Annotated in this window: 15 protein-coding genes; 6 read left to right on the plus strand and 9 right to left on the minus strand. The window is 61.7% G+C overall.

Annotation, left to right across the window (positions count from 1 at the left end):
- Positions 1-46: 46 nt before the first annotated feature.
- Positions 47-517: an Lrp/AsnC family transcriptional regulator gene (locus tag JTY93_RS26070; RefSeq protein ID WP_029289490.1), complete on the minus strand. Its 471-nt coding sequence runs from the start codon at positions 515-517 to the stop codon at positions 47-49.
- A 127-nt stretch (positions 518-644) separates the two neighbouring features.
- Between JTY93_RS26070 and JTY93_RS26075 the strand changes: the two genes are divergently transcribed.
- The 6 genes from JTY93_RS26075 (at position 645) to JTY93_RS26100 (ending at position 5,960) form a co-directional block, all read left to right on the plus strand.
- Positions 645-980: an ACT-like domain-containing protein gene (locus JTY93_RS26075; RefSeq protein ID WP_169991274.1), complete on the plus strand. Its 336-nt coding sequence runs from the start codon at positions 645-647 to the stop codon at positions 978-980.
- A gap of 84 nt (positions 981-1,064) precedes the next feature.
- Positions 1,065-2,816 carry a type IV pilus assembly ATPase TfpB gene (tfpB, locus tag JTY93_RS26080; RefSeq protein ID WP_205476586.1) on the plus strand — a complete coding sequence of 584 codons (1,752 nt, stop codon included), beginning with the start codon at positions 1,065-1,067 and terminating at the stop codon, positions 2,814-2,816.
- A gap of 76 nt (positions 2,817-2,892) precedes the next feature.
- Entirely contained in the window at positions 2,893-3,813 is a 921-nt protein-coding gene (locus tag JTY93_RS26085) for an SPFH domain-containing protein (RefSeq protein WP_027608388.1), read from the plus strand.
- Between the two features lie 10 nt (positions 3,814-3,823).
- Complete coding sequence (locus JTY93_RS26090) at positions 3,824-4,270, plus strand: NfeD family protein (protein WP_092231253.1); 447 nt, start codon at positions 3,824-3,826, stop codon at positions 4,268-4,270.
- A gap of 69 nt (positions 4,271-4,339) precedes the next feature.
- Positions 4,340-4,657, plus strand: a complete 318-nt coding sequence (locus tag JTY93_RS26095; protein ID WP_205476585.1) for a DUF2388 domain-containing protein — start codon at positions 4,340-4,342, stop codon at positions 4,655-4,657.
- Between the two features lie 163 nt (positions 4,658-4,820).
- Positions 4,821-5,960, plus strand: coding sequence for a DegT/DnrJ/EryC1/StrS family aminotransferase (locus JTY93_RS26100; RefSeq protein WP_205476584.1), 1,140 nt, complete (start codon positions 4,821-4,823; stop codon positions 5,958-5,960).
- Between the two features lie 44 nt (positions 5,961-6,004).
- Here JTY93_RS26100 and gcvH read toward each other — a convergent pair whose 3' ends face one another.
- The 8 genes from gcvH to pepP all read right to left on the minus strand — a co-directional run bounded on the left by gcvH (position 6,005) and on the right by pepP (position 14,802).
- Positions 6,005-6,388: a glycine cleavage system protein GcvH gene (gene gcvH, locus JTY93_RS26105; protein WP_205476583.1), complete on the minus strand. Its 384-nt coding sequence runs from the start codon at positions 6,386-6,388 to the stop codon at positions 6,005-6,007.
- A 51-nt stretch (positions 6,389-6,439) separates the two neighbouring features.
- Complete coding sequence (gcvT, locus tag JTY93_RS26110) at positions 6,440-7,522, minus strand: glycine cleavage system aminomethyltransferase GcvT (RefSeq protein WP_169991266.1); 1,083 nt, start codon at positions 7,520-7,522, stop codon at positions 6,440-6,442.
- 155 nt (positions 7,523-7,677) lie between these two features.
- Positions 7,678-9,294 carry an ABC transporter permease gene (locus JTY93_RS26115; RefSeq protein WP_205476582.1) on the minus strand — a complete coding sequence of 539 codons (1,617 nt, stop codon included), beginning with the start codon at positions 9,292-9,294 and terminating at the stop codon, positions 7,678-7,680.
- Positions 9,295-9,458: 164 nt separating this feature from the next.
- Positions 9,459-10,463, minus strand: a complete 1,005-nt coding sequence (locus tag JTY93_RS26120; protein WP_205476581.1) for an extracellular solute-binding protein — start codon at positions 10,461-10,463, stop codon at positions 9,459-9,461.
- Between the two features lie 127 nt (positions 10,464-10,590).
- Entirely contained in the window at positions 10,591-11,808 is a 1,218-nt protein-coding gene (locus JTY93_RS26125) for a 2-octaprenyl-3-methyl-6-methoxy-1,4-benzoquinol hydroxylase (protein WP_205476591.1), read from the minus strand.
- Between the two features lie 9 nt (positions 11,809-11,817).
- Positions 11,818-12,303: a DUF4442 domain-containing protein gene (locus JTY93_RS26130; RefSeq protein ID WP_205476580.1), complete on the minus strand. Its 486-nt coding sequence runs from the start codon at positions 12,301-12,303 to the stop codon at positions 11,818-11,820.
- Positions 12,296-13,483, minus strand: a complete 1,188-nt coding sequence (gene ubiH / locus JTY93_RS26135) for a 2-octaprenyl-6-methoxyphenyl hydroxylase (RefSeq protein ID WP_205476579.1) — start codon at positions 13,481-13,483, stop codon at positions 12,296-12,298. Before ubiH ends, JTY93_RS26130 begins: the two co-directional genes overlap by 8 nt.
- Positions 13,480-14,802: a Xaa-Pro aminopeptidase gene (gene pepP / locus JTY93_RS26140; RefSeq protein ID WP_205476578.1), complete on the minus strand. Its 1,323-nt coding sequence runs from the start codon at positions 14,800-14,802 to the stop codon at positions 13,480-13,482. Before pepP ends, ubiH begins: the two co-directional genes overlap by 4 nt.
- Between the last annotated feature and the right edge of the window lie 18 nt (positions 14,803-14,820).

Below are 14,820 nucleotides of genomic sequence, written 5' to 3' on the forward strand. Positions count from 1 at the left end.
GCATTTTCCTGTGGGAGCGGGCTTGCCCGCGATGAGGCCTGAACTTTCAGCGCAACACTGGCAGGCTTGTGGTCGACTTGATTTCCGACAATGCCACAATCGAATTGACCTCCTGTATCCCCGGCACCATCGACAGTTTCTCAAAGAAAAACCGCTCATACGCCTCGATATCCGAGGTGACAATGCGCAACAGAAAATCCACCGCCCCCATCAGCACATAACACTCCAGCACCTCCGGGAACCCACGAATCGCCTCGGTGAACTCCGTGAAGTTGGAGCGCCCGTGGGCGTTGAGTTTGACCTCGGCAAAGATCTGCGTGTTAAGGCCGATTTTCTTGCGGTCGAGCAACGTCACCTGGGCGCGAATCACCCCCTCCTCCTTGAGCCGCTGGATCCGCCGCCAGCAGGGCGACTGCGATAGCCCGACCTGTTCGGCAATCTGCGCGCTGGAGAGTGACGCGTCTTCCTGGAGCAATGCCAGAATCCGGCGATCGTAGACGTCCAACTCACTGTGCATAAAAATTCCCTTAAAGCCTTTTTATTCGAATTACTCGATTCATTTATAAGGCATATCACTCAAACATAGATAAGAAATACCCCACACCCCATGTAAAAATTTCTCCAGTCAAATCTGGAGAACGGCCATGCATTCAGTCCCAGCCAACCCCACCACCCGCGTCGATGCCTGGGCTGTCAGCAATAGCCATTGCCAAGCGCACTATCAGATCCTCGCCGAAGCCGAGCCCGATGTGCTGTGCCGGATCCTCAACTACTTCGCCTTGCAGTTCCTCGTGCCGCAACAGGTGAACGTGACACGCGACGATGACCTGCTGCACATCGACGTGGTGATGGACGGCCTGAGCTGGCACCGCGCCCAGGTGATCGGCGAAAAACTTCGTAACCTGATCAGCGTGTGCTCGCTGGAGCTGCAACCTGTTGAATCCACAAGGCTGCAAACCGTACAGGCGGTGGCTCAGTAAAACCTGGCAATAACCCTCTGGGCGACAGCGACCAGGATGGAACTAGCCTTGGCGCTACTGCATGAAACCGCCCAGGAAACCGCCATGTCCGCTGCCCCACAACTCCAGGATCGCAGGCTTTGCCTCGACGAACTGCTGCCTGCACTCAACGCCCATGGCTTGATCGACACCGCCCTGGCCGAACGCTTGCGGTGTACCCCGACCAATGACCTGCACCCGCTGGAGTTTCTCGCCGGCCAGTCACTGCCCGACCCCGCGCGGCCCGGCCTATCGCTATCACTGGAACGGCTGACCCAATGGCTCGCCAGTCATGTAGACCAGCCCTATCTGCGCATCGACCCACTGAAAATCGATGTGGCGAGCGTGGTTCCATTGATGTCCCACGCCTTCGCCCAGCGCCACCATATCCTTGCCGTCGCCCTCGATCGCGACAGCGTGACCGTGGCCAGTGCCGAACCATACCTGCGCGAGTGGGAAACGGGCCTGGCTCATGTGTTGAAACGCTCGATCAAGCGCGTGGTGGCCAACCCCCAGGCGATCCGCAGTTGTACCCAGGAGTTCTTCCGGCTGGCCAGGTCGGTCAGCGGGGCCGACCAGACCAACCCCACGGCGCTCCCTGCCGAACAGTTGCTCAACCTCGGAGCCGGCGACCAGGAACCCGACGCCAATGACGCGCATATCGTCAATATTGTCGACTGGCTGCTGCAATTTGCCTTTGGCCAGCGCGCCAGTGATATCCATATCGAGCCCGGCGGCGACCAGGGCCGCGTACGCTTTCGTATCGACGGTTTACTGCACGATGTCTATCAGTTTCCGCCCCAGGTCACGACCGCCGTGGTCAGCCGCCTGAAAAGCCTCGGGCGGATGAATGTCGCCGAGAAGCGCAAGCCCCAGGATGGCCGGGTCAAGACCAAGACGCCCACGGGTATCGAAGTGGAGTTGCGTCTTTCAACCCTGCCCACGGCCTTCGGCGAGAAGCTGGTGATGCGGATTTTCGATCCCCAGGTGCTGCTGCAGGATTTCCAGCAACTGGGGCTTTCAGCCGATGACCTGCAGCGCTGGCAGCACATGACCGCCCAGGCCAACGGTATCATCCTCGTCACCGGCCCCACCGGGTCCGGCAAGACCAGCACCCTCTATACCACCCTGCGGCAACTGGCCACCCGCACGGTGAACCTGTGCACGGTGGAAGACCCCATCGAGATGGTGGAGCCGGCCTTCAACCAGATGCAGGTCCAGCACAATATCGATCTGACCTTCGCCAGCGGCATCCGCGCGCTGATGCGCCAAGACCCGGATATCATCATGATCGGCGAGATCCGCGACCTGGAAACCGCAGAAATGGCGATCCAGGCGGCTTTGACCGGTCATCTGGTGCTGTCGACCCTGCACACCAACGATGCTCCCAGCGCGGTAAGCCGCCTGCTGGAACTGGGCATTCCCCATTACTTGATCAAGGCCACCTTGCTTGGGGTCATGGCCCAGCGTCTCGTGCGGCGGTTATGCCCACAGTGTAAAAGCCCGGTAGCGCTGAGCCAGGCGGATTGGCACAGCGCTACCCAGTCCTGCACGCCGCCACCCGACAACGTCTACCGGGCCAATGGCTGCTCGGAATGCCGCGAGAGTGGCTATCGCGGGCGCATCGGCGTCTACGAAATCATGCTGATGAATGACGGGGCCAGGGCCCTGGTAAGTGCCGACACCGACTTGCAGGCACTGCGCCGCGAGGCGCTCAAGGACGGCATGCACAGCCTGCGTCTGGCGGGTACGCACAAGGTGGCGGCGGGGCTGACCACCCTGGAAGAAGTGCTACGGGTCACGCCCATGAACGAGTAAACCGTTCTTATCTGCGGCAAGCCCGTTACAATCGACAGACTTCGCTTCACCCGCCACCATCAGACAAGGAATCGTTATGCAGATCGGAACAGTGCTTCTTCTCTTCGTAGGCTTGGCCATCGCCATCCTGTTCATGGGCTTCAAAGTCGTGCCCCAGGGCTACCAGTGGACGGTGGAACGCTTCGGCCGCTACACCAACACACTCAAGCCTGGCCTGAATATCATTATTCCTGTGATGGACCGCATCGGGCGCAAGATCAACGTGATGGAAAGCGTGCTGGATATTCCGCCCCAGGAAGTGATCACCGCCGATAACGCCACCGTGCAGATCGACGCAGTGTGTTTCTTCCAGGTGGTGAACACCGCCCAGGCGGCCTACGAGGTCAACAACCTCGAACACGCGATCCGCAACCTGCTGCAAACCAATATCCGTACGGTGCTCGGCTCGATGGAGCTGGACGCCATGCTCAGCCAGCGCGACGGCATCAACGAGAAGCTGCTGCGTACGGTCGATGAAGCCACCGCACCCTGGGGCATCAAGATCACCCGCATCGAGATCAAGGACATCAGCCCACCTGCCGACCTGATGGCCGCCATGTCCGGCCAGATGAAAGCCGAGCGGATCAAGCGTGCCCAGATCCTCGAAGCCGAAGGCCTGCGCGCCTCCGCCATCCTGACCGCCGAAGGCAAGAAGCAGGCACAGATCCTTGAGGCTGAAGGGGGTCGCCAGGCTGCGTTCCTGGAGTCCGAAGCCCGTGAACGCCAGGCTGAGGCAGAAGCCCGCGCCACCCAGGTGGTATCGGAAGCGATTGCCACCGGTAACGTGCAAGCCATCAACTACTTTGTCGCGCAGAAATACATCGACGCGTTGGGCAAGCTGGCATCGGCCAACAACAGCAAAGTCATCCTGATGCCGCTGGAAGCCAGCCAGGTCATTGGCGCAGTGGGTGGTATCGGCGAAATCGTCAAGGCCACCTTCGACAACAAGAAAGCCTGAGGCCCGCGCCATGTGGGAATTCCTGCAACACCTGTCGTTCTGGGATTGGCTGGCGCTGGGCACGGTGCTGCTGATTCTTGAAGTGTTTGGTGCCGGCGGTTATCTATTGTGGATGGGGATCGCGGCGGCGGCCGTCGGTGTGCTCAAGTTCCTGATCCCGGGGCTTGGGCTGGAGCTGCAACTGCTGCTGTTTGCGGTGCTGTCCATTCTGACGGCGGTGTATTGGTGGAAGCGCCAGCGCAGCAGCGCCAAGGCCAGCGACCAGCCGGGCCTGAACATGCGCGGTTCGGAGCTGATCGGCCGCACCTTTGTGGTGCATCAGGCGATTATCGACGGGCGGGGCAAAATCAAGGTCGGCGATGGCGTATGGATGGTCACCGGACCTGACGCGCCTGTAGGGGCTCAAGTGCGGGTGATTGGCCAGGATGGTGTGATTCTGCGCATCGAAACTGTTTAGTCAGCCATGGAACTCGACTGGGTTATCTACAATCAAACTGTTCAGATAACCCAGTCGGAGTCACCCATCATGCGTCTCAAATATGCTGTCGCCACCCTCGCCGTGCTTTCCCTCCCAGTTGGATCGGCCATGGCCGACAGCTTCTGGCGTAATGTCATCTCATCGGGCGCCACCACCGGCTCGACGTACCTGACCTTCAAAGACCACAAGCTGGTCGTCGCCGCACAGGATGACGCCGGTAGCTTCGTCGCCAGCGGCGGCGGCATCCGTGGGCCTTACCTGGAAGCCGCTATACAGAAAGTGCGTGCGGACAACCCAGGCCTGAAGGCCACTGACATGGAGTTGGCCAACGCCATCCTGGCGAAAAACGCAGTGGCTGCCGAGTAAATTCGGGGGCATGAAAAAAGTCGCTTTAGAGCGGCTTTTTTTTGCCTGTTTTTCGACGATACGTTTACAGGCGACAGGCTATATTCAGTTCCCCCGTGCGACGATGTCGGGGTTGATTTGAGTTTTTATTCTTGGTCTTTCTCCAGCGGGTACCTTCAACATCATGAGCCAACTGCCTTTCCTGCCGTTTTCAAAACCCACCATTGATGAAGCCACCATTGCGGCGGTCGGTGATGTGTTGCGCTCTGGCTGGATCACCAGCGGGCCAAAGGTCCAGGCGTTCGAAGCACAGTTATCGGAATACTTTGGTGGACGGCCAGTGCGAACCTTCAACTCCGGCACTTGCACCATGGAGATTGCCCTGCGCATCGCCGGGGTTGGTCCAGGGGATGAAGTGATCACCACACCGATTTCCTGGGTAGCGACGGCCAACGTGATTCTGGAGGTGGGCGCCACGCCGGTGTTTGCCGATATCGACCCCGTGACTCGCAATATTGACCTGGTTCAACTGGAAGCCGCTATCACACCGCGCACCAAGGCGATCATTCCGGTGTATCTGGCGGGCCTGCCGCTGGACATGCCGATGCTCTACGCCCTGGCCAACAAGTACGGGCTGCGCATCATCGAAGATGCCGCACAAGCGCTTGGGTCCAGCTGGGACGGCCAGAGGATCGGCGCCACCGGGGATTTTGTCTCGTTCAGCTTCCAGGCAAACAAGAACATCACCTCTTGCGAAGGCGGTTGCCTGGTGTTGAACAACGCCGAAGAAGCGCGCCTGGCGGAAAAGTACCGGCTGCAAGGCGTTACTCGCAGCGGCTTCGATGGCCTGGATGTGGATGTACTGGGCGGCAAGTTCAACATGACCGATGTCGCCGCGGCGATTGGTCTGGGCCAATTTGCCAACATCGAGCAGATCACTGCCCATCGACAGGCCCTGGCCCGGCATTATTTCGAGTGTTTTGGCCGTGACTTCGAGGCAACGTACGGCGCGCAGTTGCCGCCTGCCGACTTCGAAAACAGCAACTGGCACTTGTTCCAGTTGGTACTGCCCGAGCGCCGGGACGGCTTGCCTGCCCGCGCTACGTTCATGGAACAGATGCAAGCCCTGGGCGTGGGCATTGGCTATCACTACCCGCCGATCCATCTGCTGAGTTTGTACCGTGCACAGGGGTTCAAGGAAGGCATGTTCCCGGTGGCAGAGAGAGTCGGGCGTTTGATTGTGTCGTTGCCGATGTTTACGGCGATGACCAAGGCAGATGTGGAGCGCGCTGTTGCGGCGGTGAAGCAGGTGCTCAAGCCCTGAGCTTTGTAGGAGCCGGCTTGCCGGCTCCTACACAAGAGGGGGCGTTATTCGCCGATGGCGGCCTTGTAGCCAGCGGCATCCAGCAGTTTTTCCAGCTCGGCGGGATTGCTTGGCTTGACCTTGAAGATCCAGGCATCGTACGGCTTTTCATTGAGCGACTCAGGGGCATCGGCCAAATCCTCGTTGACCGCAATCACTTCACCCGAAACTGGCGAGTAGATATCCGAAGCGGCCTTCACCGACTCCACGACGCCAGCTGCGTCGCCTGCGGCAAACACCTTGCCCACTTCAGCCAACTCTACGAAGACCACATCACCCAACGCTTCCTGGGCATGATCGGAGATCCCGACGGTCACAGTGCCATCAGCTTCCAGGCGGGCCCATTCGTGGCTTTCGGCAAAACGCAGTTCGGCAGGGATATTGCTCATAGTCTGTGTCCTCAAAAGAAATGTCAGCGGCCATTGGCCTGCCGGAAAAGGTTAGATCAAGGTTTTGCCATGGCGCACGAAGGTCGGCTTGACCACTCGCACTGGATACCATTTGCCGCGAATCTCTACCTCGGCGCGGTCGGCAGTTGCCATCGGTACACGCGCCAGGGCAATGGATTTGCTCAGCGTAGGAGAGAAACTACCACTGGTGATCTCTCCTTCGCCAACATCGGCGATACGAACCACTTGATGAGCCCGTAAAACCCCGCGTTCCTCCAGCACCAGACCCACCAGTTTGAGCTGTACCCCGGCCTCACGCTCGGCTTCCAGGGCTGCGCGCCCGATGAAGTCGCGGCTGGCGGGTTCCCAGGCGATGCTCCAGGCCATATTGGCGGCCAAAGGTGACACATTCAGGTGGATATCCTGGCCGTAGAGGTTCATGCCGGCCTCCAGGCGCAGGGTATCGCGCGCGCCCAGGCCGATGGGCGAGATGCCCGCGCCCACCAGGTCGTTGAAAAAACCCGGGGCCTGGTCGGCGGGCAGGACGATTTCCAGGCCATCTTCGCCGGTATAGCCAGTGCGCGCGATAAACCAGTCGCCGTCGGCACGGCCCTCGAACGGCTTGAGCTGGTGGATCAACACGCCACGGGACTGGGTGACCAGCTCGGCAATCTTGTGTCGCGCCTGGGGACCCTGGATAGCCAGCATGGCCAGGTCCGGGCGCTCACGCATCATCACCTGGTAGCTGCCCAGTTGGGCCTGCATCCAGGCGATATCCTGATCGCGGGTGGCCGCATTGACCACCAGCCGGTAACCGTCTTCGGTGCGGTAGACAATCATGTCGTCCACCACCCCGCCCTGCTCGTTGAGCATGGCGCTGTACAGCGCATGGCCGCAGCCATGCAAACGATCGACATCATTGGCCAGCAGGTACTGCAGCCACTCCCTGGCCTGGTGGCCCGAGATATCGATCACGGTCATGTGGGAAACATCAAACACCCCGCAGTCACGGCGCACCTGATGGTGCTCCTCGACTTGCGAGCCGTAGTGCAGAGGCATATCCCAACCGCCAAAATCGACCATTTTCGCGCCGAGGGCGAGATGCAGGTCATACAGAGGCGTACGCTGTCCCATGGGTTTCTCCTTCCGGGCGTGGCGAAGGTGCGGACGGTTACCGTCGGGCTACACACCTTGAAATACAAGGCCTGCAGCCACAATCAGCCACCCTGCCCGAAAGAAGGGCCGCACCGAATGCCGCGCATTGTAGCCTCAAGCCGTAGGACTGGCACCTAACCGATTCGTCGCGCCGAACGTCGAATCAGGCCGATGACCGGCAACAGGCCGACCAATACCAGGGTCAGCGCGGGCAAGGAGGCACGCGCCCACTCGCCTTCGCTGGTCATCTCGAAGATGCGTACCGCCAGGGTATCCCAGCCGAATGGGCGCATCAGCAAGGTCGCGGGCATTTCCTTGAGTACATCGACAAACACCAGCAAGGCTGCACTCAAGGTGCCTGGTAACAAGAGCGGCAGATACACTTTGCAAAACAGTCGTGGCCCACTGACCCCCAGGCTACGCGCTGCTTCCGGCAAGGATGGGCGGATGCGTGCCAGACTGTTTTCCAGCGGGCCGTAGGCCACGGCCAGGAAGCGCACCAGATAGGCCATCAGCAGGGCCGACAGGCTGCCCAGCAGCAAAGGCTTGCCCGCGCCTCCCAACCAGCTGGAAAGCGGAATCACCCACTCGCGATCCAAATAGCTGAACGCCAACATGATCGACACCGCCAATACCGAACCCGGCAAGGCATAGCCCAGGTTACCCAGGCTCACCCCGGAGCGGATGGCCCGGGTCGGTGCCAGGCGGTTGGCGAACGCCAGCAGCAACGCCACGCTGACGGTGATCAGCGCGGCCATGCCGCCCAGGTAGAGGGTATGCACGATCAGCCCGGCATAGCGCTCGTCGAGGTCGAACCGCCCGCGCTGCCAGAACCAGGCCAGCAGTTGGATCATCGGGATGACAAAGGCGCAGGCAAACACCAGGGCGCACCAGCCAGTAGCGGCGGCGGCCTTGAACCCAGTCAGGTGATACAGCGCCTTGCCCCGTGGCCGCTCGTTGCTCGGGCGGCTGGCGCCACGGGCCCGGCGCTCGCCGTAGAGCACCAGCATCACCACCAACAGCAACAGGCTCGCCAGTTGCGCGGCGCTGGACAGGCTGAAAAAGCCGTACCAGGTCTTGTAGATCGCAGTGGTGAAGGTGTCGAAGTTAAACACCGACACCGCACCGAAATCCGCCAGGGTCTCCATCAGCGCCAGGGCCACGCCGGCGCCGATGGCCGGGCGCGCCATGGGCAGGGCCACCCGCCAGAACGCCTGCCAGGGTGATTGGCCCAGCACCCGCGCCGCTTCCATCAAGCCCTTGCCCTGCGCCAGAAAGGCGGTGCGCGCCAGCAGGTAGACGTAGGGATAGAACACCAGCACCAACACGATGATCACGCCACTGGTGGAGCGCACGCGCGGCAAGCGCAGGCCTGTGCCGAACCACTCACGCAGCAGGGTCTGCACCGGCCCGGAAAAATCCAGCAAGCCCACGAAGACAAACGCCAGGACATACGCCGGGATGGCAAACGGCAGCATCAACGCCCAGTCCAGCCAGCACCGGCCGGGGAATTCACAGAGGCTGGTCAGCCAGGCCAGGCTCACGCCCAGCACGGTTACCCCAACCCCGACCCCCAATACCAGGGTCAAGGTGTTGCCCAGCAGACGCGGCATCTGGGTGTCCCATAGGTGCGACCAGATTTGCGTATCAATGCTTTGCCAGGACAGCAGCAGGACACTCAGCGGCAGCAGCACCAAGGCAGCAACAGTGAAGACCGGCAGGTACCAGCGGCGTTGGGCGGGGTGGGCCAAAAGGAACTCTCAAGCAGTGGATGATTTGGAGGCATGCACAAAACATTGTGGGAGCGGGCTTGCTCGCGAAGGCGGTGTGTCAGTCAGCGATCTATTAACTGACACTCCGCCTTCGCGAGCAAGCCCGCTCCCACATTAGCTTGGTGGAGCCTTACAAATTGTACTCAGTTCCAGCCCGCACGATCCATCAGGCGAATCGCCTCGGCCTGGCGCTTGCCCGCCACTTCCACCGGCAGGGTGTCAGCCTTGAACTTGCCCCAGCTCGCGACTTCAGCCGAAGGTTCTACCGCCGGGTTGGCCGGGAACTCCTGGTTGACGTCGGCAAAGATCTTCTGTGCCTCAGGCGTGGTCATCCACTCCACCAGGGCCTTGGCGGCTTCTGGGTGCGGGGCGTACTTGGTCAGGCCAATGCCCGACAGGTTGACGTGCACGCCACGGTCGCCCTGGTTCGGCCAGAACAGTTTCACGGCCAGCTTCGGATCCTGCTTGTGCAGGCGGCCGTAGTAGTAGGTGTTGACGATGCCCACATCGCACTGCCCGGCGTTGATTGCCTGCAATACGGCGATGTCATCGGAGAACACGTCGGTGGACAGGTTGTTGACCCAGCCCTTGATGATCTCTTCGGTCTTTTGCGCGCCATGGGTCTCGATCAAGGTGGCGGTCAGCGACTGGTTGTAAACCTTCTTCGCGGTGCGCAGGCACAGGCGGCCTTCCCATTGCTTGTCGGCCAGGGCTTCGTAGGTGGTCAACTCGCCCGGCTTCACGCGGTCGGTGGAGTAGGCGATGGTCCGCGCCCGCAGGCTCAATCCGGTCCAGGCATGGCTTGCGGCGCGATATTGCGCAGGGATGTTGGCGTCGATCACCTTGGAGGTGAATGGTTGCAAAATGCCCATCTGCTCGGCTTGCCAGAGGTTGCCACCATCGACAGTCAGCAGCAGGTCGGCGGTGGCGTTCTCGCCTTCGGCCTTGATGCGCTGCATCAGCGGCGCTTCCTTGTCGGTGATGAACTTCACCTGCACCCCGGTTTTCTTGGTGTAGGCGTCGAACACCGGCTTGATCAACTCGTCGATACGAGAGGAGTAGACCACCACTTCGTCAGCCGCCTGGACGGTGGTGCTGGCGATAAGGGTGAGTGCCAGGGCAGTCAGGAGGCGCTTGGGTGCCAACATAGGTGCGGTCTCTCGTAGGAAAAGTGAGCGCAAATGATAAAGACTCACATTTAGCATCTCAACCGAACACTGGGCGGAGGCGTTACGAGATGTTGCGTGATTGGCTTCAGGGGTGCGGCAACTGGCCTCAGGCTTTGGCCAGTTCCGGTAGGTCACCGGTCAATCCCAGCGCCTGGCGCACAAATACCGCCTTGGCCTCAGGCATCTGGTCGACCATCTTCAACCCGGCATTGCGCAACCAGCGTAACGGCAGCTGGTCGGCCTGGAACAACCGTTCAAAGCCCTCCATCGCCGCCATCAGCGCCAGGTTGTGGGGCATGCGCCGGCGCTCGTAGCGACTGAGCACCTTCACATCCGCCAAGCGTTCACCGCGCTCGGAAGCCTGCAACAACACCTCGGCCAACACCGCGGCGTCGAGGAAGCCCAGGTTCACGCCCTGCCCCGCCAATGGGTGGATAACGTGGGCGGCATCGCCAATCAGGGCCAGGCCTCCGGCGACGTAGCGCTTGGCGTGGCGCTGGCGCAGTGGCACGCACAGGCGTGGGTCGGCACTGACCACGCTGCCCAGACGGCCTTCAAAAGCGCGCTCCAGCTCGCGGCAGAAGCTTTCGTCGTCCAGGGCCATCAGGCGTTCGGACTCGCTCGGCGTGGTCGACCAGACGATCGAACACCAGTCTTCCTGCCCGTCGCGCACCAGCGGCAGGAACGCTAGCGGGCCATGGTCGGTGAAGCGCTGCCAGGCCGTGCGTTGATGCGGTTGGCTGCTGCGCACGCTGGTGACAATGGCGTTGTGCAGGTAATCCCATTCGCGGGTGGCAGTGCCCGTCAGGCGGCGCACCGCCGAGTTGGCGCCGTCGGCGGCGATCACCAGCGGTGCGCGCAGGGTGCGGCCATCGGCCAGGGTCAGCAGCCAGTCATCGCCGGAGCGGCGCATCTGTTCCAGGCGCGCATTGGCCAGCAGGCCCAGGTCGCAGTCGTGCAGGCGGTCGAGCAAGGCGTCCTGGACCACGCGGTTTTCGACGATATGCCCCAACACCTCGGCATGCACGCTGGCCGCCGAAAAGTGGATCTGCCCGGTGCCGCTGCCATCCCACACCTGCATCTCGCCGTAGGGGCTGGCGCGGCGACTGGCGATGCCGTCCCACACGCCCAGGCGTTCGAGGATGCGCTGGCTGGCAGCCGATAAGGCGCTCACCCGAGGTTCAAACGGAGCATCGGCGTCAAAGGGCTTGACGCTCAACGGGCTGCCGTCGAGCAGCAGCACTTGCAGGCCACTGCCTTGCAACGCCAACGCCAAGGCGCTTCCGACCATTCCGGCCCCGACAATCAGCACATCTGCGCGCATGTCCATGCTTTATGCCTGTTTCGCTGGCGGCTTGCGCCGCACGTAAAGGGTTTTGTCGACCCGCGCCACCAGGGTGCCGGAGCCGTCGTGAATCTGCACTTGGAGGTGCGGCAAGTATTTATCGCCGCCCTCGGTCTGCCGCCGAACCTCATCCAGCAAGGCCTGGTCGATGGAGAATTCGGCAAACACCGGGCCTTTGCCCGGCGAGATGAAATCGATGCTGGCGGCCTTATCCCAGACGATGTAGTCGCGCCCCAGGTTCTCCATCAGCATCAGCATGTAGAACGGATCGACCATCGAATACAGGCTGCCGCCAAACTGCGTACCCACGTAATTGCGGTTGTACCAGCCCAGGCCCATCCGCACCTTCACATGACGAAAGTCAGCGCTCATGTGCTGCACGCTGACCCCCGCCCCCAGATACGGCGGGTACAAGGTCATGACCCAACGCAACAACCGCGCTTTGCCCAAGCGCTCGATCAGCCACTTACGCATCAGGACGCGTACCCAGGCCCATGGCCTGCCGGGCGAACCAACGCTTGGCCGGCGGCAACAGGTCCAGGCCCAGCAGGCCGAGGTTACGGCCCATGGCGACCAGCGGTTGGCCGCTGCCGAACAGGCGGGTGACCTGATCAGAGAAGCCCACAGTCAGCTGTTGATCCAGGCGCTGGCGTTCGCGGTAGGCCTGCAAGGTCGCCAGGTCGCCCGGCACCGCCGGCCCGGCCAGCAAGGCCTCGGCCAACGCGTAGGCATCACGCAGGGACAGGTTGAAACCCTGGCCGGCAATCGGGTGCAAGCTGTGGGCGGCGTTGCCAAGGATCACCAGGTGCGAGCGCACTTGCTCCTCGGCCTCCACCAGCGTCAGCGGATACAAGTGACGCGCGCCGACCTGTTTCAGGGTGCCCAGGCGATAGCCGAACACACCCTGCAATTCACTGAGGAAACTGCGCTCATCCAACTGCGCCAGGCGCTGGGCGTCCATACCGACGCGGGTCCAGACCAGCGCGCAACGGTTGTCCGCCAGCGGCAGCAAGGCCATCGGGCCTTCGTCGGTGAAACGCTCGAAGGCCTCGCCGTTGTGGGATTCGCTGGGGGTGATGTTGGCGATCAGCGCGCTCTGGTTGTAAGGCCGTTGCTTGACGCCAATGCCCAACTGCTCGCGCAGCCCGGAACGGCCGCCATCCGCCAGGACCGCAAGGTCGCATTCGATGACGGTTTCATCGTTGAGGGTCAGGCGGTAGCCATCGGCCAGCGGTTCCATACGGCTGACTTCTGCCGGGCAGCGCCAACTGATCACGTCTTTGTCCAGGCCTTGCCACAGGCACTGCCCGAGCCAGGCGTTTTCCACCACATAGCCCAAGGCCGGCACGCCTTCTTCCAGCGCCGACAAGCGTGCGGTAGAGAAGCGGCCACGATCGGAAACGTGGATTTGCTTGATCGGCTCGGCACGCCGGGAAATGTCCTGCCATACGTCCAAGCGTTGATAGATCTGCCGGGCACCAAAGGACAGCGCCGAAGAGCGGGCGTCGTAGCTGGGCTGATAGCTATCGCCAGGGGCGAAGGGTTCGATCAGCACAATCTTCCAGCCCCGAGCCTTGGCCCCGGCCTGCAACGCCAGCGCCAGGCTGGCGCCCACCAGGCCGCCGCCGATAATGGCCAGGTTGACCCGGCTCATCGGGCGGCCGCCATCAGTGCTTCAATCTCGGCCACGCCCTTGGGTACGCCAACGGTCAGAATTTCACAGCCTTGCTTGGTCACCACCACGTCATCCTCGATGCGCACGCCTATGCCACGCCATTTCTTTGCCACGTTCTGGTTGTCGGGGGCAATGTAGATGCCCGGCTCCACGGTCAGGGCCATACCCACTTCCAGCACCCGCCATTCGCCGCCGACCTTGTACTCGCCGACATCATGCACGTCCATGCCCAGCCAGTGCCCGGCGCGGTGCATATAGAACGCCTTGTAGGCTTCGCTGGCGATCAGCTCTTCCACATCACCCTGCAACAAGCCCAACTTCACCAGCCCCGCGGTGATGACTTGCACCGTCGCCTCATGGGCCTGGTTCCAATGCTTGTTCGGCGCGATCTGCGCAAAGGCGGCTTCCTGGGAGGCCAGCACAATTTCGTAGATCGCCTTCTGCTCGGCGGAAAACTTGCCATTGACCGGCCAGGTGCGGGTGATATCGCTGGCATAGCAGTCGATTTCACAACCGGCGTCGATCAATACCAGGTCACCGTCCTTGAGCAGCGCGTCATTTTGCTGGTAATGCAGGATGCAACTGTTGCGCCCCGAAGCGACGATGGAGCCATAGGCCGGCATCTTCGCCCCACCCCGGCGGAACTCGTAGTCCAGCTCGGCTTCCAGGCTGAACTCATGCAACCCGGCGCGGCTGGCCTGCATCGCCCGAATATGAGCGGCGCAGGAAATCCGTGCGGCTTCGCGCATGACTTTCACTTCTGCGGCGGATTTATACAGGCGCATGTCGTGCAGCAGATGATCCAGGGCAACGAATTCGTTCGGCGGCTGCGCACCGAGGTGCGCCTTGGAGCGGATCACGTTGATCCACTCCATCAGGTGCCGGTCGAATTCGGCATTGCTGCCCATGGCCGAGTACACCCGGTCGCGGCCTTCGATCAGGCCGGGCAGGATGTCGTCGATGTCGGTGATCGGGAAGGCATCGTCGGCGCCGTATTCGCGAATCGCGCCTTCGGTGCCGGCGCGCAGGCCGTCCCATAATTCGCGCTCGGCATTGCGTTCGCGGCAGAACAACACGTATTCGCCGTGAATACGCCCGGGCATCAGCACAATCACCGCTTCGGGCTCGGGGAAACCGCTCAGGTACTGGAAGTCGCTGTCCTGGCGGTACACATGCTCGACATCACGATTGCGGATCGCCACGGCGGCGGCCGGCAGGATCGCGATGCTGTTGGGTTCCATCTGCGCCATGAGCGCCTTGCGGCGGCGGGTGTATTCCGCTTTGGGGATATGGATCATGGGCAGGTGGGTTCCCTC

It is taken from the genome of Pseudomonas hygromyciniae (assembly GCF_016925675.1).
GTDB classification, from domain to species: Bacteria; Pseudomonadota; Gammaproteobacteria; order Pseudomonadales; family Pseudomonadaceae; genus Aquipseudomonas; species Aquipseudomonas hygromyciniae.

Excerpts from the sequence above, each read along its gene's own strand:
- ubiH (WP_205476579.1), bottom strand. The coding sequence starts at position 13,483 with ATGAGCCGGGTCAACCTGGCCATTATCGGCGGCGGCCTGGTGGGCGCC.
- pepP (WP_205476578.1), bottom strand. The coding sequence starts at position 14,802 with ATGATCCATATCCCCAAAGCGGAATACACCCGCCGCCGCAAGGCGCTC.
- JTY93_RS26095 (WP_205476585.1), top strand. The coding sequence starts at position 4,340 with ATGCGTCTCAAATATGCTGTCGCCACCCTCGCCGTGCTTTCCCTCCCA.
- JTY93_RS26125 (WP_205476591.1), bottom strand. The coding sequence starts at position 11,808 with ATGCGCGCAGATGTGCTGATTGTCGGGGCCGGAATGGTCGGAAGCGCC.
- JTY93_RS26075 (WP_169991274.1), top strand. The coding sequence starts at position 645 with ATGCATTCAGTCCCAGCCAACCCCACCACCCGCGTCGATGCCTGGGCT.
- JTY93_RS26090 (WP_092231253.1), top strand. The coding sequence starts at position 3,824 with ATGTGGGAATTCCTGCAACACCTGTCGTTCTGGGATTGGCTGGCGCTG.
- gcvT (WP_169991266.1), bottom strand. The coding sequence starts at position 7,522 with ATGGGACAGCGTACGCCTCTGTATGACCTGCATCTCGCCCTCGGCGCG.
- tfpB (WP_205476586.1), top strand. The coding sequence starts at position 1,065 with ATGTCCGCTGCCCCACAACTCCAGGATCGCAGGCTTTGCCTCGACGAA.
- JTY93_RS26130 (WP_205476580.1), bottom strand. The coding sequence starts at position 12,303 with ATGCGTAAGTGGCTGATCGAGCGCTTGGGCAAAGCGCGGTTGTTGCGT.
- gcvH (WP_205476583.1), bottom strand. The coding sequence starts at position 6,388 with ATGAGCAATATCCCTGCCGAACTGCGTTTTGCCGAAAGCCACGAATGG.
- JTY93_RS26120 (WP_205476581.1), bottom strand. The coding sequence starts at position 10,463 with ATGTTGGCACCCAAGCGCCTCCTGACTGCCCTGGCACTCACCCTTATC.
- JTY93_RS26100 (WP_205476584.1), top strand. The coding sequence starts at position 4,821 with ATGAGCCAACTGCCTTTCCTGCCGTTTTCAAAACCCACCATTGATGAA.
- JTY93_RS26070 (WP_029289490.1), bottom strand. The coding sequence starts at position 517 with ATGCACAGTGAGTTGGACGTCTACGATCGCCGGATTCTGGCATTGCTC.
- JTY93_RS26085 (WP_027608388.1), top strand. The coding sequence starts at position 2,893 with ATGCAGATCGGAACAGTGCTTCTTCTCTTCGTAGGCTTGGCCATCGCC.